Source organism: Streptomyces humi, assembly GCF_001005085.2.
In the GTDB taxonomy this organism is placed as follows: Bacteria; Actinomycetota; Actinomycetes; order Streptomycetales; family Streptomycetaceae; genus Streptomyces; species Streptomyces humi.
The window spans coordinates 201,586-223,251 of sequence record NZ_LBMU02000027.1; the positions used below are offsets into that span (position 1 = coordinate 201,586).

General features: G+C 72.1%; 18 protein-coding genes and 1 pseudogene. 12 read left to right on the forward strand and 7 right to left on the reverse strand.

Going from position 1 to position 21,666, the window contains the following annotated elements:
* The first annotated feature begins 1 nt into the window (after nucleotide 1).
* The gene (locus AAW13_RS13085) at nucleotides 2–931 is read left to right on the forward strand and encodes a 1-phosphofructokinase family hexose kinase (RefSeq protein WP_046730956.1); all 930 of its coding nucleotides are present in this window, start codon (nucleotides 2–4) and stop codon (nucleotides 929–931) included.
* On the opposite strand, the gene AAW13_RS13090 is transcribed toward AAW13_RS13085, so the two are convergent.
* Both AAW13_RS13090 and cdgB read right to left on the reverse strand, forming a co-directional pair.
* The gene (locus AAW13_RS13090) at nucleotides 928–1,896 is read right to left on the reverse strand and encodes a carbohydrate-binding protein (RefSeq protein ID WP_046730957.1); all 969 of its coding nucleotides are present in this window, start codon (nucleotides 1,894–1,896) and stop codon (nucleotides 928–930) included. The genes AAW13_RS13085 and AAW13_RS13090 overlap by 4 nt on opposite strands.
* A 118-nt stretch (nucleotides 1,897–2,014) precedes the next feature.
* On the reverse strand, nucleotides 2,015–3,721 hold the full coding sequence (cdgB, locus tag AAW13_RS13095; protein WP_046730958.1) for a diguanylate cyclase CdgB: 1,707 nt from the start codon (nucleotides 3,719–3,721) through the stop codon (nucleotides 2,015–2,017).
* Between the two features lie 369 nt (nucleotides 3,722–4,090).
* Between cdgB and AAW13_RS13100 the strand changes: the two genes are divergently transcribed.
* Entirely contained in the window at nucleotides 4,091–4,609 is a 519-nt protein-coding gene (locus AAW13_RS13100; RefSeq protein WP_046731004.1) for a flavin reductase, read from the forward strand.
* A 219-nt stretch (nucleotides 4,610–4,828) separates the two neighbouring features.
* On the opposite strand, the gene arfB is transcribed toward AAW13_RS13100, so the two are convergent.
* Entirely contained in the window at nucleotides 4,829–5,263 is a 435-nt protein-coding gene (arfB, locus tag AAW13_RS13105; RefSeq protein ID WP_071659535.1) for an alternative ribosome rescue aminoacyl-tRNA hydrolase ArfB, read from the reverse strand.
* 173 nt (nucleotides 5,264–5,436) lie between these two features.
* Between arfB and AAW13_RS13110 the strand changes: the two genes are divergently transcribed.
* On the forward strand, nucleotides 5,437–6,012 hold the full coding sequence (locus tag AAW13_RS13110; protein ID WP_046730960.1) for a TerD family protein: 576 nt from the start codon (nucleotides 5,437–5,439) through the stop codon (nucleotides 6,010–6,012).
* Nucleotides 6,013–6,080: 68 nt separating this feature from the next.
* Here the strand turns inward: AAW13_RS13110 and AAW13_RS13115 are convergent, their stop codons facing one another.
* Together AAW13_RS13115 and AAW13_RS13120 are read right to left on the reverse strand one after the other, a co-directional pair.
* Nucleotides 6,081–6,368: a DUF397 domain-containing protein gene (locus tag AAW13_RS13115; RefSeq protein WP_046730961.1), complete on the reverse strand. Its 288-nt coding sequence runs from the start codon at nucleotides 6,366–6,368 to the stop codon at nucleotides 6,081–6,083.
* Nucleotides 6,365–7,219, reverse strand: a complete 855-nt coding sequence (locus AAW13_RS13120; RefSeq protein ID WP_046731005.1) for a helix-turn-helix domain-containing protein — start codon at nucleotides 7,217–7,219, stop codon at nucleotides 6,365–6,367. Before AAW13_RS13120 ends, AAW13_RS13115 begins: the two co-directional genes overlap by 4 nt.
* A gap of 115 nt (nucleotides 7,220–7,334) precedes the next feature.
* Between AAW13_RS13120 and AAW13_RS13125 the strand changes: the two genes are divergently transcribed.
* The 6 genes and pseudogenes from AAW13_RS13125 (at nucleotide 7,335) to AAW13_RS13150 (ending at nucleotide 11,660) form a co-directional block, all read left to right on the forward strand.
* Nucleotides 7,335–7,742, forward strand: coding sequence for an ATP-binding protein (locus AAW13_RS13125; RefSeq protein ID WP_420855457.1), 408 nt, complete (start codon nucleotides 7,335–7,337; stop codon nucleotides 7,740–7,742).
* A gap of 253 nt (nucleotides 7,743–7,995) precedes the next feature.
* Nucleotides 7,996–8,550: pseudogene (locus AAW13_RS46380) on the forward strand (helix-turn-helix domain-containing protein); the annotation flags it as partial.
* A 107-nt stretch (nucleotides 8,551–8,657) separates the two neighbouring features.
* A complete protein-coding gene (locus AAW13_RS13135) occupies nucleotides 8,658–9,260 on the forward strand; it encodes a Uma2 family endonuclease (protein ID WP_046730963.1) in 603 nt (200 codons plus the stop codon).
* 223 nt (nucleotides 9,261–9,483) lie between these two features.
* Nucleotides 9,484–10,362 (forward strand): S41 family peptidase, encoded by an 879-nt coding sequence (locus AAW13_RS13140; protein WP_240528610.1) that lies wholly within the window; start codon nucleotides 9,484–9,486, stop codon nucleotides 10,360–10,362.
* Between the two features lie 163 nt (nucleotides 10,363–10,525).
* Complete coding sequence (locus AAW13_RS13145) at nucleotides 10,526–11,092, forward strand: dihydrofolate reductase family protein (RefSeq protein WP_046730965.1); 567 nt, start codon at nucleotides 10,526–10,528, stop codon at nucleotides 11,090–11,092.
* 40 nt (nucleotides 11,093–11,132) lie between these two features.
* Nucleotides 11,133–11,660 carry a GNAT family N-acetyltransferase gene (locus tag AAW13_RS13150; RefSeq protein ID WP_046730966.1) on the forward strand — a complete coding sequence of 176 codons (528 nt, stop codon included), beginning with the start codon at nucleotides 11,133–11,135 and terminating at the stop codon, nucleotides 11,658–11,660.
* A 4-nt stretch (nucleotides 11,661–11,664) separates the two neighbouring features.
* Here the strand turns inward: AAW13_RS13150 and AAW13_RS13155 are convergent, their stop codons facing one another.
* Nucleotides 11,665–13,080 carry a M1 family metallopeptidase gene (locus tag AAW13_RS13155; RefSeq protein ID WP_046730967.1) on the reverse strand — a complete coding sequence of 472 codons (1,416 nt, stop codon included), beginning with the start codon at nucleotides 13,078–13,080 and terminating at the stop codon, nucleotides 11,665–11,667.
* Nucleotides 13,081–13,087: 7 nt separating this feature from the next.
* On the opposite strand from AAW13_RS13155, the gene AAW13_RS13160 reads away from it, so the two are divergent.
* Nucleotides 13,088–13,588, forward strand: a complete 501-nt coding sequence (locus AAW13_RS13160) for a hypothetical protein (RefSeq protein ID WP_046730968.1) — start codon at nucleotides 13,088–13,090, stop codon at nucleotides 13,586–13,588.
* Between the two features lie 130 nt (nucleotides 13,589–13,718).
* Nucleotides 13,719–19,010: a hypothetical protein gene (locus AAW13_RS13165; RefSeq protein WP_079178797.1), complete on the forward strand. Its 5,292-nt coding sequence runs from the start codon at nucleotides 13,719–13,721 to the stop codon at nucleotides 19,008–19,010.
* A 137-nt stretch (nucleotides 19,011–19,147) separates the two neighbouring features.
* Here the strand turns inward: AAW13_RS13165 and AAW13_RS13170 are convergent, their stop codons facing one another.
* A complete protein-coding gene (locus tag AAW13_RS13170; RefSeq protein WP_240528611.1) occupies nucleotides 19,148–19,834 on the reverse strand; it encodes a pentapeptide repeat-containing protein in 687 nt (228 codons plus the stop codon).
* A 295-nt stretch (nucleotides 19,835–20,129) separates the two neighbouring features.
* On the opposite strand from AAW13_RS13170, the gene AAW13_RS13175 reads away from it, so the two are divergent.
* Nucleotides 20,130–21,641, forward strand: coding sequence for an MFS transporter (locus tag AAW13_RS13175; RefSeq protein ID WP_046730970.1), 1,512 nt, complete (start codon nucleotides 20,130–20,132; stop codon nucleotides 21,639–21,641).
* The last annotated feature ends 25 nt before the right edge of the window (nucleotides 21,642–21,666 follow it).

Consider the following 21,666-nt stretch of genomic DNA (forward strand, 5'->3'; position numbering starts at 1 on the left):
GGTGATCCTCACCGTCACGCTGAACACCGCGCTCGACATCACCTACCGGGTCGGTGCGCTGCGCCCGCATGCCTCGCACCGGGTCTCGGCGGTGACCGAACGGCCGGGCGGCAAGGGGGTGAACGTGGCCCGGGTGCTGGCGGCGCTCGGACACCCGGCGACCGTGACCGGGTTCGCGGGCGGGGCGACCGGGGCGGCGGTGCGGGAGCGGCTCACGGAGACGCCGGGGGTGGTGGACGCGCTGCTGCCGGTGGCCGGGGCGACCCGCCGCACGATCGCCGTGGTGGACGAACTGACGGGCGACACGACCCAGTTGAACGAGCCCGGCCCGCAGATAGCGGCCGCCGAGTGGGGTGCCTTCCTCGACCACTACGAGGAACTGCTCGCCGGGGCGTCGGCGGTGGCACTGTGCGGGAGTCTGCCGCCGGGCGTGCCGGTCGGGGCCTACGCCGGGCTGATAAAGGCCGCCCGCTCCGCCGGGGTGCCCGTGCTGCTCGACACCGGCGGTGAACCGCTGCGGCGCGGGGTGGCGGCCCGGCCGGACCTGGTCAAGCCGAACGCCGACGAACTGGCCGAACTGACCGGCTCCCACGACCCGACCCGCGCGACCCAGGACGCCCGCCGCCGGGGCGCCCGCGCGGTGGTCGCCTCCCTGGGCCCCCGGGGCCTCCTCGCCGTCACCCCGGAAGGCACCTGGCGAGCCACTCCGCCCAGCCACGAACACGGCAACCCGACGGGCGCGGGCGACTCCACGGTCGCCGCCCTGCTGTCGGCCCAGGCGGAACAACTCCCCTGGCCGGCCCGCCTGATCCGCGCGGCGGCCCTGTCGGCGGCGACCGTACGGTCCCCGGTGGCGGGCGAGTTCGACCGCACGGCCTACGAGAAGCTGCTGGGCCAGGTCACGGTGACGGGCGGGACGACGGCCCCTTAACCCTTGTTCGTGTGCTTGCCCTGCTGCACCCACAGCTGGTCCAGCAGAACGTCGCAGCTGTCACCGCTCTGGCAGGACAGGGAGATCGTGTTGGTGCCCTTGGTGAGCGTCGGCCAGGCGTAGCTGGTGGTCCAGGCCTTGGTCGGGTCGCTCTGGTGCGTGTAGTTGTCCAGGCTGAACTTGCTGCCGAACGCCTTGCCGTTGATCGACAGCGTCATGCTGCCGTCCTGTATGGCGCTGTAGTGCGCGAAGACCGTGTAGAGGCCGTCCGCCGGAATGCCGTTGACCGTCCAGGTGACGCCGGCGCCCGTCTGGTTGAGGTTCGTGACGTAGATGCCGCCGTCAGCCCTCGCCCCCTTGACGTCCGAGGCCAGGCTCGCGCCGCCGTCCAGCCGGAAGGCCTTGGCGTCGACCGGCGCGATGTCACCGGACGCCGACACCGAGCTGGAGCTGGACGGGCTCGGGGACGCGCTCGCGCTCTGGGTCGGGGTGGTGGAGGCGCCGCTGTCCGCCTTGTTGTCGTCGCCGTTGCCGTTCAGCATGGCGACGCTGATGCCTATGACGACCGCGGCCACGACCGCGATGGCGCCGATCAGGAGGCCCTTGGTGTTCGGGCCGCGGCCGCGGCCCGGACCCGGCGGGGCCTGGCGGGTGGTCGGGGCGCCGCCCGGGAAGGTCTCCGGGGCCTGGTAGGCCGCGCTGGGCTGCTGGCCGTAGCCACCCGGCTGCTGCTGGCCGTACCCGGCGGGCTGCTGCGGGATGGTCTGGCCGCCGTACTGCGGTGCCTGCTGCTGCCCGCCGTAGGTGCGCTCGCCGACCGGACGCACTCTGCTGACGGCGTTCGGGTAGCCGTAACCACCGGAGCCGGAGGGCGGCTGGGCCCCTCGGGCCTGGCCGTCGGCGTACAGGTAGCCGAACGGGTCGTCGTCCTCGGGCGTGCTCGCGCCGTTGTCGCCGGGCGTCATCCCTTGGTACTCCTCAACAGGTGCGGGCGGATGCAGTACAGGTATTGAGAGTCGAGCCTACCCGGTCTGACTGAGCCAAACGGGTGACTCGGACCGCATCAGCGAGCTGACCTGCGCATCATCCGGCACGCCTGTGTGCTTTGGGACGAGATCGTTTCTCTACGTACATCCGCTCGTCCGCGGATTTCAGGACTTCGTCCGCCGTCATGCCGCAGTGCGCCCACCCGATGCCGAAGCTGGCGCCCACCCGGACGGCCCGGCCCTCGGCGCGGATCGGCTGGATGATCTCGTTGCGCAGCCGTACGGCGAGGTCCTGGGCGTCGGCCTGGCCGAGCCCGTCGGCGAGGATCACGAACTCGTCGCCGCCGAGCCGCGCCACGGTGTCGCCGTCCCGTACGCCCCGGCTCAGCCGCCGGGCGACCTCGATGAGGACCGCGTCGCCCGCGTTGTGCCCGAACCGGTCGTTGATCGACTTGAAGCCGTCGAGGTCGCAGAAGAGCACCGCGAGCCCCTTGGCGCCGTCGTCGCGGTTCGCGTCGGGGGCGACGGTGTGCACGTGGTGGTCGAAGCCGTCGTACGCCGTCGAGCCGCCCGCCATCGAGCCGCCCGCCATCGAGCCGCCCGCCGTCGAGCCGCCCGTCCCGCCGGCGAAGTCGAAGCCGTGGCCGTTGACGTCGTAGGCGGGGTGGCCGTAGGCCGCGTCCAGGGACTCCAGCTCGGCGCCGCTGCCGGTCCGGCGGCAGAGCCGGGAGGTGAGGCGGGAGCGCAGTTCGGCGGAGTTCGGCAGGCCCGTGAGGGCGTCGTGGGAGGCGCGGTGGGCGAGCTGGAGCTCGCGGCGCTTGCGTTCCTCTATGTCCTCGACGTGGGTGAGGAGGAAGCGGGGGCCGTCGGCCGCGTCGGCGACCACGCTGTTGCGCAACGACACCCACACGTACGTGCCGTCGCGGCGGCCCAGGCGGAGTTCGGCGCGCCCGCCCTCGGCCGAGGTGCGCAGCAGGGTGCCGATGTCCTCGGGGTGGACCAGGTCGGAGAAGGAGTAGCGGCGCATCGCGGAGGCGGGGCGGCCCAGGAGGCGGCACAGGGCGTCGTTGGAGCGCAGTATTCGGCCGTGCTGGTCGCCGCCCATCTCGGCGATCGCCATGCCGGAGGGGGCGTACTCGAAGGCCTGCCGGAAGGACTCCTCGCTGGCCCGCAGGGCCTGCTGCTCGCGCTCCAGCCTGACCAGGGCCCGCTGCATGTTGGCGCGCAGCCGGGCGTTGCTGATCGCGATCGCGGCCTGGAAGGCGTACATCTGGAGGGCCTCGCGGCCCCAGGCGCCGGGGTGGCGGCCGTTGCGCGGGCGGTCGACGGAGATCACGCCCAGCAGTTCGCCGCAGGAGCTGCCCGATATGCCGGGTGTGTACATCGGGGCGAAGAGCCGGTCGGACGGGTGCCACTCGTCCTCGAAGCGGGGGGCGGGGCCGTCGGTGTACCACTGCGGGACGTCGTCGTCGTCGAGGACCCAGCCCTCGGTGTGCGGTATGAAGACGAGGTCGCCCCACTTCTCGCCCATGCCGAGCCGCCGGTCCCAGGACTCCCGGGAGCCGACCCGGCCGGTGATCAGGGCCTCGGCGGCGGAGTTGCCGGAGAAGGCGGCGACCACGAGGTCCCCGTCGGGACGCACCAGGTTGACGCACGCCATCTCGTAACCGAGGGCGGTGATCACGCCGTCGGCGACGGTCTGAAGTGTGTCCGCCAGGCTCCGTGCCGTGTTCATGTCGGCCATGACCTGGTGCAGCTGTCGCAGGGACGCAAGACGGACGTAGGGCTCGGACTCGGTCTCCATGCTCGCCCTCCCCCCGAGACCTCGTAGCGAATCAAGGGTCTGCTTCCACGCTACTTTTCCCCGCCACTGAATCACAGCGCGCTGCCCACTCGGTACACAGGGTCAACAATTAAGGCCCCTTGTGACTCAAGTCACAGGAGAAGATGAACAATTGCGTGGAGTTTCTGCGTTTTCCCTGTGCGTTTACTGAACGCAGCCTTTGCGACTGTGCGCACATCATGCACGTTACGGCCCGACGCCCGCCGTTGGTCCTAGGACCCGGCTCGGGCCGATGGCCGATGCGGCGGCACGGGAGCCGACATTAGCGTTTCCGGTGTGCTGAAGACTCCCTCCGCCGCCGCCGCAGAAGCCACCGGGCATGCTGTGGGGGTGAGCAACGAAGCGTTCAAGGCCGCGATGTCCCGGCTGGCCGCCGGTGTGGTCCTGGTGACCGCGCAGGAGCCGCCGCTGGATCCGGACGATCCGCTGGCACCGGTCGGCGAGGACGTCGGCATGACCGCCACGGCGTTCCTCTCGGTGTCGCTGGATCCACCGTTGGTGCTGGTCAGCCTGCGTACCGGCGCCCGTATGGACGACCTGCTGGACGAGCAGCCGCTGTGGGCGGTCTCGGTGCTCACCGACAGCCAGCGGCACATCGCCGGCCGGTTCGCGATGAAGGGCCGCATCAGCGACCGGCTGCTCTTCGAGGACATCCCGTACGAACGCGGCGAGACAACGGGCGCCCCGCTGGTCGGCGGCGCGCTCGCGACCCTGGAGTGCCGCACCGAGCAGCGGGTGACGGCGGGCGACCACACCCTCGTCATCGGGCGCGTCCTCACCGCCCGGCTCCCGAGCACCGAAGACGGTCCGCTGATGTATTTCCGCGGCCGCTATCGCCAGTTGGGATGAAACCACGCGGTCTGTTTTCCGCAATTTCCGCGGGAGACCGCCGAACTCCCCTCCGCAGAAGTCACATCCGCGAATTGAACATCGGTCGAAAACCGGTACGCGCGCGTGCCGACGGGGTCGGACGCACCGCGAAATGATCGCCGGCGCGGACCGCGTGGTCGGGTTTTGCGAGGGCTACCGGGTTTCGCGGACCAGCGGTCGCGGGCCACCGGTCGCGGGCTACCAGTCGCGGCCCGTCCGGCCCCGTTTGGTCTCCGAGCGCTGCTTCTTCTCGCGCAGCCGGCGTTCGTTGATGCCGCGCGGGATACGGGTCGGCCGGCGCGGCTTGGGCGGGGGCGCGGTCGCCTCGGCGAGCAGCGCGGCCAGGCGTACGGCTGCGGTCTCGCGGTTGCGCCACTGGGAGCGGTGCTCGGACGCCCGTACGACGACCACGCCGTCGACGAGCCGGCCGGCCAGCCGCTCCAGCGCGCGCTCCTTCCAGACCGGGGGCAGGGCCTCGGTGTTCGCGAGGTCGAAGCGCAGCTCCACCTGCGAGTCGCTGGTGTTGACGTGCTGGCCGCCGGGCCCGGACGAGCGCGAGAAACGCCAGTGGAGCTCGGCCTCGGGGAGCGAGACGGAGCCGCGGATGACGTAAGGACCGGACATGCCCCCTATGGTCGCGCGGCTGACCGGCACACGTCACGCGAATAACGTTCATCACCCGTTTGGCAAAGAAGGTAAAGGAAGCTGGAACCTTCGGTACCCCTCGTGGCGTTCATACCGGTAGCTGTAGCTTCAAGCCCGTACGCCGCACGGCCGTACGCATACGAGGGAAAGGACCCCCGACCATGGCTGTAAGCCTCTCCAAGGGTGGCAACGTCTCGCTCACCAAGGAGGCTCCGGGCCTGACCGCCGTCACCGTGGGCCTCGGCTGGGACGTCCGCACCACCACCGGCACGGACTTCGACCTGGACGCCTCGGCCATCGCGGTCAACACGCAGGGCAAGGTCTACTCCGACGCCCACTTCGTCTTCTTCAACAACAAGAACACCCCGGACAACTCGATCGTCCACACCGGCGACAACCGCACGGGCGAGGGCGCCGGCGACGACGAGGCGATCAACGTCAACCTGGCGGCCCTGCCCGCCGACATCGACAAGATCGTCTTCCCGGTCTCGATCTACGACGCGGAGAACCGCAGCCAGAACTTCGGCCAGGTCCGCAACGCCTACATCCGTATCGTCAACCAGGCCGGCGGCGCCGAGATCGCCCGCTACGACCTCTCCGAGGACGCGGCGACGGAGACGGCCATGGTCTTCGGCGAGCTCTACCGCAACGGCGCGGAGTGGAAGTTCCGCGCGGTCGGCCAGGGCTACGCGTCGGGCCTGGTCGGCATCGCCCAGGACTTCGGCGTCAACGTCTGAGTGACGCTGCGCTGAGCGGGAGCCCCTGGCCGCGTGGGTGCGGCCGGGGGCTCCGGTGTATCGCCGGATCAGTTCGCCGCCACGTACGGCACGAAGGCCGCCCAGGCGGAGGGGGCGAGCGCGAGCCGGGGGCCGGGGGCGGCGGGCGTGTTCGGGTACTTGGAGTCGCGGATGTGGATGGCAGTGGAGGTGGGGGCTATTTCGAGGCAGGATTCGCCGTCGTTGCCACCGCTGTAGCTGCTCTTGAACCAGGCGAGGGCGACTTCTACGCAGCTGTCGCCCTCAGGGCCGTCGCTGTAGCTGCTCTTGAACCACGCCAGGTTGGAGGGGTCCCCGGCCGAAGTCTTGTGGATCATGCTTCTCCCAGCAGTTGCTCGATGAAGGCCCGCGACTCCCGTGGCGTGAGCGCCTGAGCCCGGATCGTGCCATAGCGCAGCTCAAGGATGCGCAGCTCTTTGGGGTCGGTGGTCGGTCGACCGTTGTACGCACCGTCGGATCGACCTACGGCTGAGCCGTCCGGGAACTTCAGCACCTCGATCTTCCCGCTCAGTCCAGGGTGAGCTTCGGAGTTCATCGGCATCACCTGGAGGGTGACATTTCGCAACTGGCTCACCTCCAGCAGATGTTCGAGCTGCTGACGCCACACCATTGTGCCCCCGACGGGTCGACGTAGAGCCGCCTCCTCCTGCACAAAGCTGAGTGCCGGTGCAGGCGTCCGCTCGAAGATCGACTTCCGAGCCATCCGGGCGGCCACCAACCGCTCCATCTCTTCCGGTGAATACGCCGGCTGCCCCGCATCAAAAATGGCCCGCGCATGCTCAGGCGTCTGCAACAGTCCGTGAAGACTGAGTCCGACGTACACCCCGATCTCAACGGCCTGCCCCTCCAGCTTCGCCAGCTCCCGCACCTTCTTCGGATACCGGACCCTCTTCACGTCCTCCCAGGTCGCCGAGATCAGCCCACCGGCCCCCAGTACCTCGTCCGCCCGGTTGAGGTAGTCCTGCCGTGGGATCCGCTTGCCGCCCTCCACCTTGTAGACCATGTCCTCCCCGTAGCCGACGGCCTCCCCGAACTCGGCGGCGCGCATCCCCACCGCCTCGCGCCTCAGCTTGAGCTGACGTCCGACCGTCGCGATGACCGCCACACCCCAGTCGTCGTCCGGGTCGACCTCCCAGCCCGGCTCGGCCACCTCGCCGTCCACGGTCATCCCCCACACCCCTCTCTCCGACAGCCAAGACAGCACTGGACAAGCGCCGGACAGTCACCGTACGTAAGCCCTCCGTCACTGTTCACCGTACGCACGCGCGGCCACGCTGGGTGACGTGAACGATGAAATCTCCACCCCCGTCCGCAACATGAGCCTGCGCCTCTCCCCCACTCCGCGAGGCGCCCGGCTGGCCCGGCTGCTGACGGCCGAGCAACTGCGCAGCTGGGGACTGCCCTTGGACCCGGCGACGCAGATCGTGGCGGAGCTGGCGGCGAACGCGGCGACGCACGGCAGGGTGTCGGGGCGTGACTTCGGCCTCGTGGTGTACGTCGTGGGGAACACCCTGCGCATCGAGGTCACGGACACGCGCGGTGACCTACAGCCGCAGCCCCAACCCTTCGCACCGGACGCCGAGTCGGGCCGGGGCCTCGTCCTCGTGGACGCGCTGGCCGACAAGTGGGGCGTGACACCGGGCCTGTCGCCGCGCAAGACGGTGTGGGCCGAGATCGACGTGTCACCGTAGCCCGCAACCGCGGGCTTCGGCCGCGAGGGACGTCACCAACAAAGAACGACGGGGAGAAAGAACCCGACCAAACCCCACCCCTCCCACCCGTCGCACAGAGTCACTCCCGCGGGTGAATACGCCCAACTCGGCTGGCTTTGAGGCGGGTTGCGCGCCCTACGTTCAGCGCACCAACCGCAGAAAAACTTCGGCCCCCGCCGGGACGGCAATCCCAGTGCGAGGGCCTGACCACCTAGGAAGCACAACCTTCCCGATGGATACGAAAAACCCTAGCGCGCCCTCGTGCGCCGAGTCCCGCACTGCCGCCAAGAAGCACCCGAACCGGGGGTCCGGCAGTCTCCTGCACGACAACGCCCGCCACACCTCACACTTCGTGGTGATCGGCAACCACCTCGCCCAGCACCCCACCCTCTCGGCGCTGGCCATCGGCCTCGGCGTGCACATCCAGTCGCTTCCCAAGGGCGCCCAGGTCGACATCAAGAGCCTGGCGCTCCGCTTCCCGGAGGGCAGGGACCGCATCGGCGCGGCCCTGCGGGAGCTGGAGGCGGAGGGCTATCTGCGGCGCGAGCGGGAGCGGATCCCCGACGGACGGATCGTCACCCGCACGGTCTCCTGCAACAGGCCGGGCCACCGGACCACCGGGACCGAGACCCCCGACAGACCCGCCCGCCGTACGGCGACCACCACGGACAAGCCACCTCCCCGTAAACGCCTCCCCGCCGTACCGCAGCCCGCCGCCACCTCCCCCGCACTCCTCGGCACAGCCCTCGACGTCCTCGTCGGCCTCCGCCGCCGCGACCCCCGGCTCCGCCGCGCCCGGGCTCTGCCGTGGCTGCCGAACCGATCGCCCAGAGGAGACCTAGCATGAAAGCGACGATCCTTGCCCCTGGGCACAGACGACGAGGAGCGAGCGCCATGACCATCGCACCGGACAGCGCGCGGCAGGGCGCCTCCCACCTCTACCGAACCATGCGGGATTTCGTGCACTCCACGGACGACACCCTTCCCGGCAAGTTCGAGATCACCAAGGAAGGGATCGTCCTCGACATGATGTCGCCCTCGAAGCCGCACGAGCTCACCGTGCTTCGCGTCCGGCAGAGGCTGGAGAGGGTGATGCCCGAGTCCCTGGTGGCTCACACTGGCGAGCCCGACGTAGAGGACGAACCTGAAGGGGTCATGCGTCGCCCCGATGTCATGGTGATCAGCGAGGCGGAGATGGAGGGGGACGGTTCCTTCGACGCACGCTCGCTCGTCGCCGCCATCGAGATCGTCTCGCGCTCCAACCCGGACAACGACTGGGTTTCCAAGATGCGCGACTACCCCCTGATCGGCGTTCCGGTCTACGCGGTCTTCGACCCCCGTACCGGCACCGGTGCCGTCCTCACCGACATCCACCCCACCCCCGACGGCCCGCGCTACGCGACCCGCAAGGACTTCGTCTACGGCGAGGACGTGACGATCGGGGACTGGACGATCCCGACGGACGGCCTGCCCCGCTACGGGCCCCCTGACCGGTAGTGGCGCCGCCGAAGTCCCTTTGGCCGACGTGAAGTTATGGTTGCCTCCGGGATCGAAGGCCGGGGGGCGGATGAGGTCGGGACGTTTGCTGTGCAGGCCGGCCTGTGCCGGGCTGGTCGCGGTCGTCGCCGTGGCGACGGGGTGCACGAGCCCTTCGCAGGAGTCACCGGACGACGGCATGGCGCCCCACGCACGGGCTTATTTGTCGAAGGCGCTGAGCATCATGGAGGAGCGCTCTCTCCTCCGCCGCCAGGTCGACTGGGCGGACGTGCGGGCCAAGGCGTTCGCGCGGGCCCGTGGTGCGCGGAAGCCCGCGGACACCTATGAGGCGATCGGCGCGGCGCTGCGGTCTCTGGGCGACGGCCACAGCACCTTCTGGGAGCCGGAGCAGGCAAAGGAGAACGTGGAGTCCTCCGTCGCTCCCGACGGCCTGGAGGGCCGTTCGCTGAAGAACGGCATCGGGTACCTCTCACTCCCCGGAGCGCGGGGATCCCAGAATTCGTACGACGCGTACGTACGGCAGGGCCGGGACGCCGTGGCGAAAGTGGACCGGGCGGGGGCCTGCGGCTGGGTGGTGGATCTGCGTTCGGACACCGGCGGCAACATGTGGCCGATGCTCGCCGTCGTGGGACCCGTCCTGGGCGACGGGAAGGTAGGCATGTTCGTGGATGCCGACGGCAGGAAGTCACTCTGGTCGATCAAGCACGGTGCGCCGTACGAGGACGGGAAGTCGGCCGGCTGGGGCCCCGTCCGGCCCGTGACCGGGAGCCTGCCACCGGTCGCGGTCCTGACCGGCGGGCTGACGGCGAGTGCGGGTGAAGCAGTCGCGGTGGCCTTCCGAGAGCGTCCGGGCACCCGGTCCTTCGGTGAGCCGACCTACGGCATCCCCACCGGGAACGAGCCGCACCGTTTGTCCGACGGCGCCATGCTGTTCCTGACAGAAGTCAGGGAAGGGGACCGTACGGGCCGTACCTACGATGCGGCGATCCCACCGGACGAGGAGATCGTCAAGGACCCCCGCCCGGCAGCCCGCAACCACGACGAGGTCCTACAGGCAGCACAGACCTGGCTGCTCGGACAGACGGCGTGCCGACGGCCATGACCCGCTCCGTCGGCGCGGGACCGAGCGCGCCTGAGGCGCGGGACCTACGCCCTGCGGCGTAATTCGTCACGGGTGGTGTGTCGATCCGTGCGGCTCCCGTTCGACGCATGGGCAGAGCGGCACCCGGAACAGAGCCGGCCGTCGTACTGACCGAGGAGAGATCATGCAGATTCGTGCCCGTGTGAGCATGAGTGCCGATGGTTATGTGACCACGCCGAGCGGGTGGCCCGCGCTGACCGCCGATCCCGCGTTCGTCTCCGGTCAGAGTCACGGGATCCGGGAGTTCCTGGAGGGCTGCGAGGCGGCGCTGATGGGGCGTACGACCTTCGAGCCCGCGCTGACCAACAGCCGCTGGCCGTGGCCGACCCTCGACGTGTTCGTGCTCGGCTCGCACCGCCCGGACGGCACCCCCGACCACGTCACCACCGACAGCGACCCGGTCCGGCTGCTGGAGAAGCTCCGCGCGGCCAACCGGGGCGGCGACGTCCACCTCGTCGGGGGCGCACGGACGATCGGGACGTTCCACGCGCTGGGCGCGCTCGACTCCCTCGAACTCATCGTCCTGCCGATGCTGTTCGGCGGGGGGACACGGCTGACGCCCGCGCTCAGCCCCGACGCCGGGCTGGTCCTCCAGCGCCAGCGGGCCCTGCCCGGCGGTGCGGTGGAGATCGTCTACTCCTGCCGTGGCAGTCGCGCCGGACTTCCGGCCAAGCCCGCCAGTCAGCGCTGAGACCGGCCACGCGCGCACGCGGCCCGGATAGGTTGCCCGCATGATCCTTCAGCCCCTGGCCGTGCGGCCCGGCGCCGACATCCCGGCGCCGGTCCTCACCGAACTCACCGCCCTGTACGCGTCCAACCGGGAGTTCCAGGCGCTCAGCGGCGACTTCCCGGATCCGGACGACATCCGGCCCGAGCAGGTGGCCGCGCAACTGGCCGACGAGTTGGCGAACCCGGACGTCGAGGTGCTGCTGGCCCGCGCCGAGGGGCTGCTGGTCGGCGTGGTCGTCACGCTCGCCCGGCACCCCGACCCGGCCGACCCGGACCCCTGGATCGGGCTGCTGATGGTGGACGCGGGAGCGCACGGGAGGGGGTACGGGCGGCGGATCGCGGACCAGGTCGAGCAGCGGTTCCGGGCGGAGGGCCGGGACGCCGTCCGGCTCGCCGTACTGGAGAACAACCCGAAGGGGCTCGCCTTCTGGACCGCCCTCGGGTACGAGGTGATCGGTCACCGGCCGGATCTCCAGCTCGGGCGTCCGTGCGCCGTCCTGCGGAAGGCTCTGGGCGAGCGGGAAGCCTGACCCGCTACGGGTGCGCCGGTCTGCCGACGCCGTACAGCCAGGTCTTCCAGATGGCGGAGAAGTCCTTGCCGGGTGCCGTCTTCTCCACGTAGGCCGTGAACTGGGCCGTGTCCGCGTTGCCGTGGCGGTGGGCGGCGGCCCAGCCCTGGATGATGTCGTAGAAACGGTCGTCGCCGACCGTCTGCCGGATCTTGTGCAGGACCATCGCGCCCCGCTCGTACACCGGCCGCTCCGAGATGTACGCGGCGCTCGGCGGCTTCGCCGGCGCGAAACCCCACAGGGTCGCGTCGTCCGCGGCGGTGGCGTAGACCTCGTCGAATATCTTCTGGGCGGTCCGGCCGCCGTGGTCCTCCTGCCACAGCCACCCGGCGTAGGTCGCGAAACCCTCGTTGAGCCACATGTCCCGCCAGGTGCGCGGGGTGACGGAGTCGCCGTACCACTGGTGGGCGAGTTCGTGGACGAGGGTCTCGGTGTCCGGGGTGCCGGGGAAGACGGGCCGGTTCTGGGTCTCCAGCGCGTACCCGGCGTCCCCCGGACGGTCGATGATCACGCCGGTGGAGGAGAAGGGGTAGGGGCCGAAGTTGTACCGCTCCCACTCGATGATCTCGGGGAGCTTCGCCAGCACCGCCCGGCTCGCCGTCACCTGCGTCGGGTCCACGGCGGTGTACACCGGCAGGCCGCCGGGGAGCGTGGACCGGGTGACGGTGTAGTGGCCGACGGCGACCGTGGCGAGGTAGGTCGCCATCGGCTCGGCGGTGCGCCAGGCGAAGGTGGTCCGGCCGTTCTTCGTCGTCTCGCTCCGCAGCTCGCCGTTGGAGACGGCCTGAAGGCCCTTCGGGACGGTGATCGTGATGTCGTACGACGCCTTGTCGGAGGGGTGGTCGTCGCCGGGGAACCAGGCCATCGAGCCGACCGGCTCGCCGAGGGCCAGCGCGCCGTCCGCGGTGCGCAGCCAGCCCTCCTCGGAGCCGTCGGGGTCGGTGATCGTCTCCGGGCGGCCCGAGTAGCGCACGGTGGTGGCGAAGGTCTCGCCCTCGGCCAGGTCGTCGTGCGGGCGGACGGTCAGCTCCTGCCCGGCGCGGTTCCAGCGGGCGGCCCGGCCCTCGACGGTGACCGCGTCGACGTCCAGTCCTCGCAGGTCGAGGTCGAAGGCGGTCAGGTCCCGGGTGGCGCGGGCGGTGATGACGGCGGTGCCGGTGAGCTCGCCGGTGCCCGGGTCGTAGCCGAGGTCGAGGGCGTAGTGGCCGACGTCGTAGCCGCCGTTGCCCGCCTTCGGGAAGTAGGGGTCGCGCAGGCCCGCGCCGCCCGGGGTGCCGTGCACACCGCCGTCACAGGCGGTGAGCGCGAGACAGAGCAGGACGGAGGGGACCAGTGGGACGCGTCGGGGCACGCTCGTGATCGTAGGACGCCATGACACCATCGGCTACGTGCTCGACATCGGCTACGCCCTCTCCAACCGCTTCCCGGACCCGCCCCAGACCGACTACCGGCGGGTGGACGTCCGCACCCTGCGCCACGACCTGTTCTGCGGGGACGTCTACCTCGCCGACACCAAGGCGGACCGGGAACTGTCCACAGCCTGGGGATGGGTGCCGGTGCTCGACTTCGCGTGGGCGCTGTGCGACATCGTGGAGCGGATCGACCGGGACCCGGCGGGGTCCAGGGCCGCCCGCCCGCAGCACGCGGAGCTCGACTTCACCGAGTCCACCGACCGCATGCTCTTCGAGCGCCGCTTCGGCTGGGTGGACATCGAGGCGGACTGGATGCCGGCCGAGGAACCGCCCCTCACCTTCTCGCACGCGGAACTGCGCCGGGAGGCCAGGGACTTCCTGCACGACCTGCTCGCCGACCTCACCGACATGCACGAGGAGCTGGCCGACAACCCGGCGGTCTGGACCCTCCAGGCCCGCTTCCCACGAGTCTCCTGACCCTTCCCCGGTCCCGCTGAACGACCGTCACGTGTACGGGAGTTGACTCGCCGCTGAGGCGGGGGTGACAACTCACACCGGAGTCCGCGGAAGGCGATCCGGCCGGCCCTGACCTGCATACGTTGACTCCGTGCGGACGCAGCGACAGGCAGGCGACAACGGCAGGGACGCCGTCCCCGGGACCTCCCGGGCGGCGACCGGCGCCCGGCTCACCGGTCCCACCGAACACGCGATGCTCGCCCTCCAGGGCAAGGCGGGGAACACGGCCACCACGCTGGCGCTCGGCGGCGGCAAGGGCAAGGGCGTCTCCCGGCCGGCGCCGGAACGCCGGCGGCCCGCGCCGCCCGCGCCCATCGAGGAGGAGCACACCGCTCCGGGCCTGGTCCTGCCGCCGTACCTCATGGAGTTCCAGGCCGCCGGGCTGTCCACGGCCTACGCGCTGGCCGGGCAGGAGTTCGTGCGCAACGCGGTGGCCGCCGTGGTCGGCCACGGTGACGGCACGGTCGCCGCCCTCGCCGCCGACCTGGCCGCCCGCCCCGAGGCGTACTACGGGCAGGGCCGCGCCGTGCCGGTCCAGGGCAGGACCGGCAAGGAGTGGTACGACGTCACGGTCACCGTCTCCCGCGCCCCTGACGACCGGCCGCCCGTCTTCCACCCGGAGGACCTGCTCGCGAAGACCGTGCCGGACCCGGACGGGGCGCCGCTCGCCGCGGTCGACGAGGCCGAGGGCAAGGACACCAAGGTCGACGTCCAGCACAACTCCGCGGCCACCGTCGCGACCACCGCGAGCGGCGGGTCGAGCACGGGCGTGGGCGGCATGGCCTTCGGACTCGCGCCCGTCGTACCGGGGCTGTGGCTGGGCGGCGCCGGGATGGCGAACGCGCAGCCCTGGCAGTCCTCTCGGGAGTCCCGCAGCCAGCGCAACGTGGCCGAACCGCGGGTGCTGCGCAGCGACAAGGGCTCGGTCGAGGCACCGCGCAAGGTGCGGTACGGCGTACGGATCAAGAAGCACGGCGCCGAGGACGTGCGGACCTTCCACGGGTCGGGCACCCTCACCCAGCGGGTGCCCACCGAGCACCTCGTGCCGGCCGGCACCCTGGCGCCCGCCGCTCCGCAGGCCGTGGCGGCGGACACCGCGCGACGGGTCTCGCTCGCCGACTCCATGGCCCCGGTCGCGGTGACCGACACCGCCGCCCCGCACCAGGGCGGCGGCGGGCTCTTCGACGCGGTCGCCTCCGTGCTGCACCCCTCGCTCACCGCCCCCGGCGCACCCGGCCGGGCCCGGCTGCACGAGGCGACGTCCACGGCGACCGTCCTGGAGGACCTGCCCCGGCTGCTGCGGGACGGCGTCACCGGCGAGGACCTGTCGTCCAAGGACGGTGGCAGCGTGGGCAGTTACCGCATGCACGCGGAGATCACCGGGATGTCGCCCGGCTGGGGCACCGGCGGCACCCAGCTGCGCACCCACCAGCAGACCCAGCACACGGTCACCGAGAGCGCGGGCAAGGGACGCGCCCTCGCCGGCGGCCTCGGCCCGGCCGTCGGGGTCGGCGCGGCCGGCAACGCCGCCGTCCTGCGGGGTACGGCCATGCCGGTCGCGGCGGCCCGCAAGGCACGGTTCACCGTGGCCGAGCAGACCGTGTCCAGCCGGCAGGGCGCCGAGGTGCGCGGCGACAAGGTGCTCTACCTCGCGAGCGTGCGGATCACCGCGGAGGGCACGGGACCGCGCTCGGCGGAGATGATCCTGCGCCCGGGGGCCCGGGTCGCCCGGCACTCGATGCGGGTGTGGATGAGCCTGCGCGCCGACGAGGCGCAGTCGCTCGGGCTGCCGCTGCCGCCCGGCACCGAGGCCGGGGAGTTCGTCGAGAAGCCCAGGCGGACCGACGAGAACGGCAACGAGACCGACGTCGAACGGCACCTCCCGTTCGGCGCCATGGGCTCCAGCGTCACCCTCAGCCGGCTCGACACCGGCCCGATGGTGCGGGCCGTGCGGGAACTGTTCGCGACCGACCCCCGGCTGGCCGGATACCTGCCCGACTTCGGCACGGAGACGGTGACCTCGACGCCGGGCAAGGAGGAGGCCGCGCTCCAGCGGCGCAACCACCGCGAGCTGATGGCCGCCCTGTCCGAGACCAACCTGCGGGTCAACAAGGACCAGCTGACCTCGACCGGCATCCGGGTCCGGCTGCGCCGCAAGACCGCCCTGCACGCGCACGACGTGCAGATCCGCGTCCGCGGGCAGCTCCGCGAGACCGGCTACCTCGGCGACACCGACAACTGGCTGGTGCGCAGCCACTCCGGTGTCACCGCCAACGCGCAGAGCGGGCGCGGCAGTTCCCGCTCGATCGGCGGTCTGGTGCTCGGCCAGGCCCGGATCGTGCCCGGCGTGCTGACCGGCTCGGCCCGCTACGAGAGGCACCGCACCGGCACCCGCCGCAACCAGGCCGGACCCGGCACCCGCACGGACGTCCTCACCAACGGCTCCGAGAAGGCCGCCACCTTCGGCGCCGCCCTGCGCCTGGACGTCGACGTCACCATGACCTCCCGGCAGCGCAAGCTCGGCCGCGCCCTCACCCCCGGCGCCCCGGGCCGGGACACGCCGGAGGCCGCCCCGCTGGCGGGCCTGCACCTGGACGAGCAGGACGTACGGCTGGTCACCCCGGCGGAGTTCACCCTCGACGAGGAGGGCAGGCAGCGGCGGGACGCCGTGCGCGACCGGCGCACGGCGCGGGCGCCGCGCCCCGAGCACGCCGTCACCGCCGAGGGCATCGGCGACCTGGCCACGCTGGTGCCCCGGCCGTCCGTCGGGCAGCCGCTGCGGGACTGGCAGCTGGTGGAGACGGTCGGCGACGGGCAGGCCGTCCGCGACCTCGCCTTCCAGTTGCTGTCCCGGGCCGCCGCCCGCAACAAGGGCGTGCGTGAGGATCCCGCGCTGCGGGCCGAGGGGCTGGCGCCGCGGCTGGCGATCGAGGAGCGGTTCGGGCCGCAGGCCATCACGGCGGCGCTGCGACAGGCCGCGTCCTCCGGGTGGGTGGTGAAGAACCTGCGGTATCCGCGGCGGCTCGCCGCGCTCGACGGGGCGGTCGGCACCCGGCTCACCCTGACCAACCCGAAGTTCCTGCACCGGGGCGCGGGGCCCGGCACGGAGACCTTCGTGCTCGGCGGTCACCAGGCGGCCGGCCAGGAGGGGGAGGCCACCACCAGCACCTGGCAGTTCGGCGCGACCGGCTCGGAGAACGCCGCCGAGTGGCGGCTCGGCCAGGGACTCTCCGGGAGCCGGACCACGAGCGCGGGCGACACCAGGGCGGCGGCCCTGTCGGGCACGGTCGAGCGCAACGCCCACACCCCGAAGAAGGCGCCCCTCCACCTCGTCCAGTGCGATCTGCTGGTCACCATGGTCGCCGAGGTCAAGGTCACCGGCGGCGGCCCGTACGTGGCGACGGCCGCCCGCACCCTGCCGGCCGAGGCGGCGGTGTGGCTGACCGAGGCGCAGCTGCCGGCGGCGATCCGCAGACAGCTGGGCCTGGACCCCGAACCGGCCCTGATGACCTCACCGGCGTCCTCGTCCCGACCGGGGCACCGACCGGCCGAGGGGCCGCGGACGGCGGAGGGGGCACGGAAGACGGCGGAGGGGGCTCGGAAGACGGCGGAAGGGTCGCGGACGGCGGAGGGGGCTCGGACGGCCGACGGCTCACGCGCGACCGACTCCCGCGCGACCGACGGCTCACGTACGGCCGACGGCTCACGCGCGACCGACGGCTCACGCGCGGGCAGTGGGCGCGCGGCCGGGTCGTCCACCTCCGTACCGCCGCGTACCGGCCCGACCTTCGACCGCGGTCTCCCGCTCGGCTTCGGCATGATCGAGAACCTGCCGAACTTCGTGCCGCTGCTGGCCCGGCTGCGCACCCGGCTCGCGGAGAGCGGACAGCAGCGCCTCGCCGACGACCTGCTGCCCCGGCAGCAGCTGGCCGACCGCAACGACAACGTGCAGCGGCTGCTGCGCGTCCTGGACCGCGACGGCAGCACCGGGCTGCTCTCCGGCGCCATGGACGGCGGGGTCACCGTCGAGCTGTTCGACGGCCGCAGGACCCCGTACTGGGCGGTGTTCAAGGTCAACCGTCTCGGTGACGGCGGCTATGAGGGCGCGGCGGACGACGGCCGGGACATGGAGTACATCACCGCGGCCGTCACCCAGCAGGCCACCGCCCACGACGAGGGCGTGACGACCGGGGTGGAGGGGATCTTCGCGGGCTCCGGCAAACCGGACGGCGGGGCGGGGCAGCTGAAGAGCACGGGCGGCGCGGCGGGGCTCGGCGCCGGCTGGGGCGGCGCCCGGCGCTCCGGCGCGGCGGCCCGCGGCCAGCTCGGCATGAAGACGGTCGCGGAGGCGAAGACCGCGAAGTCGTCGAAGATGCGGGTGCCGATCGAGGCGACCCTCGAACTGCACCGCGGTGACCGCCGGGTCGCGCTGGTCTCCCTGGGCCGCCAGGCGCTGACCCATCGCGTCCTGGACCAGGACCTCGCCGCCCTCGGCCGGCTCACCGCACCGCGCCCGGCCCCGGCCGCCACCGCCGCCGCCCCCGGCCCGGCGGCCGGCGCCCGGGACGACCGCGCGGCGGCGCTCGGCGCCTGGCGCTCCACAGGCGCGCGGCTGCCGATGGAGGCGCAGGTCAACGGCTTCCAGGGAGCCCCGCAGGTGCGGGAACTGGTCAACTCCGCGGTACGGGAGGCGGGCGGCGGTGAACGCTTCCGCGGCAAGGGCCAGGCGGCCGCGTACACCCTGCACGAGGCCGTCTCCACCGAGTGGCTGACCGCGGCGCTGCCGCTGCTGACCTCAGCGGGCGCGGAGCTGCCGCCCGTGCACGCCACGGGGGCGACCGGCCAGGACCTGCGGGCGTCCCTGCACGCACGGCTGCGGGACGGGCGGGTGCTGGGCGTCGGCGACAAGATGACCTTCGAGACGGTGGGGCAGAGTCACCTCGACGCGCCCCGGCCCACCCAGACGGACGGACTGAGCTCGGCCGACCAGGGCAGGTCGGCGCGCGGCCTGGCGGGCGCGGGGCTGCTCAACGCCGACGAGTTCCGCCTCAACCAGCTGATGGGCAACGCCGGTGGCGCGGGCGGCGCGGGCGGCCTGGCGGCGAACGCGGCCGGTTCGATGCCGCTGCACAAGCCCAAGTCCGCTTCGGTGCTGGTGCAGTTCACGCTGGACGTGCGGGTGGTCGCGCGGGTGACGGACCGGGTCCGCCCCGGCCGTACCGGTACGGCCGTGCGGGAACTGACGCTGCCACGGCCGGTGGTGGTCCGGATGCCGGAACCGGCGGTGCGCCGCATGCTTGCCGCGCAGCCGGACCGGGTCCAGGATCCGGACGACCGGCTGGGCCTGAGGAAGACGGCGGCGCCCCCGCCCCCGGTGAGCTGAGTGCCGGTTCTCGGCCGCGGGCCGGTGGGGGCTGGTCGCGCAGTTCCTCCCCCCAGCCTTCGGCCGGGGGGACCCCCAGCGCCCCCGAAGGGTCGCCGTTCCTGAGGTCGGTCAGTCCTCGACGTTCCTGAGGTCGGTCAGTCCTCGACGCGGATTCCCAGCTGTGCCGCCAGTACCGGGGCCAGGTCCATCAGCTGGGGCATGCTGATCACCGCCCCGGCCAGCCTCTCCACCCCGCCTGCGATCTCCAGGGACGCGGCGCCCCGCAGATCGACGTCCTTCATCGTCACCCCCCTGAAGTCGGCCGCCTTCACCGTGCAGCCGACGAACTCCACCCGCTCCAGCACGGCGTTCCCGAAGTCCGGCTCCACCAGGACGCAGCTCTCGAAGACCACGTCCCTGAGTCTGGCCGTGCGCAGGTTCAGGTAGTCGATCTTGCCGCCGCGGATCACCACCCGTTCCAGCACGGAGCCGTGCAGCTGGGTGCCGCCGAGGCGGGCGTCGACCAGTTCGACGTCGCGCAGGGTCGCCTCGGCCAGGTCGGTGCCGACACCTCTGGCCCCGGTGAGGACGCTGTCCAGCAGCCGGGCGTGCCGCAGTCCCGTCTCGTCGAAGGCGCAGTCCGTCAGCGCGCAGTCCATGAAGCGGGCGCCCGCGCCGTCCTGCCCGGCGAGGTCCGCGCCCCGGATCTCCACCCCGTCGTAGTCCCCGTCCGGCTCCAGTGCGCCGTCGCTCCACGGCTCCAGGGGTGGCAGCCGCACCTCCGGCCGCCGTGCGCCCTTCACCCTGTTGCCGCCGGCCCCGCCGGTCCCAGTCCTCGCCATGCCCTCATAGTGCAGCCCCCCACTGACAATGCCCCCGAGCAGCACGGACGCCCGGCCGGCCCCGGCCATGTCACATTCCGGCCCCGCCGATCCGTCGTATCGGCGATGAAGCGCATGACGCGCACGACGCGCGTGACGCGCACGACGCGCGTGACGCGCGTGACGCGCACGACGCGCGTGACGCGCGTGACGCGCAGTCCTCGGCCGGCACGGCCGGAAAGGGGGTCCTGGAGCCATGACCAGGAACAGCACAGCACGGGATGCGACCCGTCCCGATCCGTGGTCTTCTGACCGAATGAGCAGCGCCCGGACGGGTGGGACGAACACCGGTGCCGACGGAGCCGATCCGCGCCGCTGGTGGGGGCTGGTCGTCATCGCGCTCGCCCAGCTCATGGTCGTACTCGACGCGACGATCGTGAACATCGCGCTGCCGTCCGCGCAGCGCGCCCTCGGCATGTCCGACGGCAACCGGCAGTGGGTGATCACCGCCTACACGCTCGCCTTCGGCGGGCTGCTCCTGCTGGGCGGCCGGATCGCCGACCTGGCCGGCCGCAAGCGCACCTTCGTCATCGGGCTGATCGGTTTCGCCGCCGCCTCCGCGTTCGGCGGCGCCGCCCAGACCCCGGGGATGCTCTTCGGCGCCCGCGCGCTCCAGGGCGCCTTCGCCGCCGTCCTCGCGCCGTCCGCGCTCTCCCTGCTCACCACCACGTTCACCGACCCGCGTGAGCGCGGCAAGGCCTTCGGGATCTACGGCGCCCTCGCGGGCAGCGGCTCCGCGATCGGGTTCATCGTCGGCGGGCTGCTCACCGAGTACCTGAACTGGCGCTGGTGCCTGTACGTCAACGTGCCCATCGCGGTCCTGGCCGTGGCCGGCGCGCTCGTGCTGCTGCACGACCGGCCCGGCCAGGCCGGCGGCCGCCTCGACGTACCGGGCGCGGTGCTCGGCTGCGGCGGGCTCGTCGCGATCGTCTACGGCTTCAGCGAGGCCCAGCCGCGCGGCTGGAGCGATCCGCTGGTGCTCGGCCTGTTCGCGGCCGGGACCGTCCTGCTCGTCGCGTTCGTGCGGTGGCAGACCCGCGCGCCGAGCCCGCTGCTGCCCCTGCACATCGTCAGGGACCGGGACCGCGGGGGCAGCTTCCTGACGATGGCCCTCGCGACCGTCGCCATGTTCGGGCTGTTCCTCTTCCTGACCTACTACCTCCAGGTCATCCTCGGCTACTCGCCCGTCCGGGCGGGTCTCGGTTTCCTCCCGCTGACCGTGGCGATCATCATCGGCTCCACCCAGATATCGGCACGCCTGCTGCACCGGCTGGCCCCGCGGCTGCTCATGGTCCCCGGCACGCTGCTCGCCGCCTGCGGTCTGCTGCTCCTGACCCGGATCACGGTCCACTCCTCCTACCCCACCGAGATCCTGCCCGCCCTGCTGCTGATGGGCCTCGGCATGGGCCTGACCTTCATGCCGGTCTTCGCCACCGCCACCTCGGGTGTCGCTCCGCGGGACGCCGGGGTCACCTCGGCCACCGTCAACACCTCGCAGCAGGTGGGCGGCTCCATCGGCACGGCACTGCTCAACACCGTCGCCACCACCAGCAGCGCCGCCTACCTCACCGCCCACCTGCACGACCCCGCGCGGAGGGCGGCGGTGGTCCCGGAGGCCGTCGTGCACGGCTACACGGTCGCCATCTGGTGGGCGGCCGGCGTGATGCTGCTGGCCGGCCTGGTCGCGGGCCTGCTGGTGACGGCGGAACCCGTGAAGCACGACAGTCCGGCCGAGACGCCGATGCCGGAATGTCAATCACCCATGTGACGTTACGGTCGTGCGTGAATCGCCT

Coding starts and splice junctions, on each gene's coding strand:
- AAW13_RS13090 (WP_046730957.1), bottom strand. CDS start 1,896: ATGACGCCCGGCGACAACGGCGCGAGCACGCCCGAGGACGACGACCCG.
- cdgB (WP_046730958.1), bottom strand. CDS start 3,721: ATGGAGACCGAGTCCGAGCCCTACGTCCGTCTTGCGTCCCTGCGACAG.
- AAW13_RS13110 (WP_046730960.1), top strand. CDS start 5,437: ATGGCTGTAAGCCTCTCCAAGGGTGGCAACGTCTCGCTCACCAAGGAG.
- AAW13_RS13115 (WP_046730961.1), bottom strand. CDS start 6,368: ATGATCCACAAGACTTCGGCCGGGGACCCCTCCAACCTGGCGTGGTTC.
- AAW13_RS13120 (WP_046731005.1), bottom strand. CDS start 7,219: ATGACCGTGGACGGCGAGGTGGCCGAGCCGGGCTGGGAGGTCGACCCG.
- AAW13_RS13135 (WP_046730963.1), top strand. CDS start 8,658: ATGACCATCGCACCGGACAGCGCGCGGCAGGGCGCCTCCCACCTCTAC.
- AAW13_RS13140 (WP_240528610.1), top strand. CDS start 9,484: ATGGAGGAGCGCTCTCTCCTCCGCCGCCAGGTCGACTGGGCGGACGTG.
- AAW13_RS13145 (WP_046730965.1), top strand. CDS start 10,526: ATGCAGATTCGTGCCCGTGTGAGCATGAGTGCCGATGGTTATGTGACC.
- AAW13_RS13150 (WP_046730966.1), top strand. CDS start 11,133: ATGATCCTTCAGCCCCTGGCCGTGCGGCCCGGCGCCGACATCCCGGCG.
- AAW13_RS13155 (WP_046730967.1), bottom strand. CDS start 13,080: ATGGTGTCATGGCGTCCTACGATCACGAGCGTGCCCCGACGCGTCCCA.
- AAW13_RS13170 (WP_240528611.1), bottom strand. CDS start 19,834: ATGGCGAGGACTGGGACCGGCGGGGCCGGCGGCAACAGGGTGAAGGGC.
- AAW13_RS13175 (WP_046730970.1), top strand. CDS start 20,130: ATGAGCAGCGCCCGGACGGGTGGGACGAACACCGGTGCCGACGGAGCC.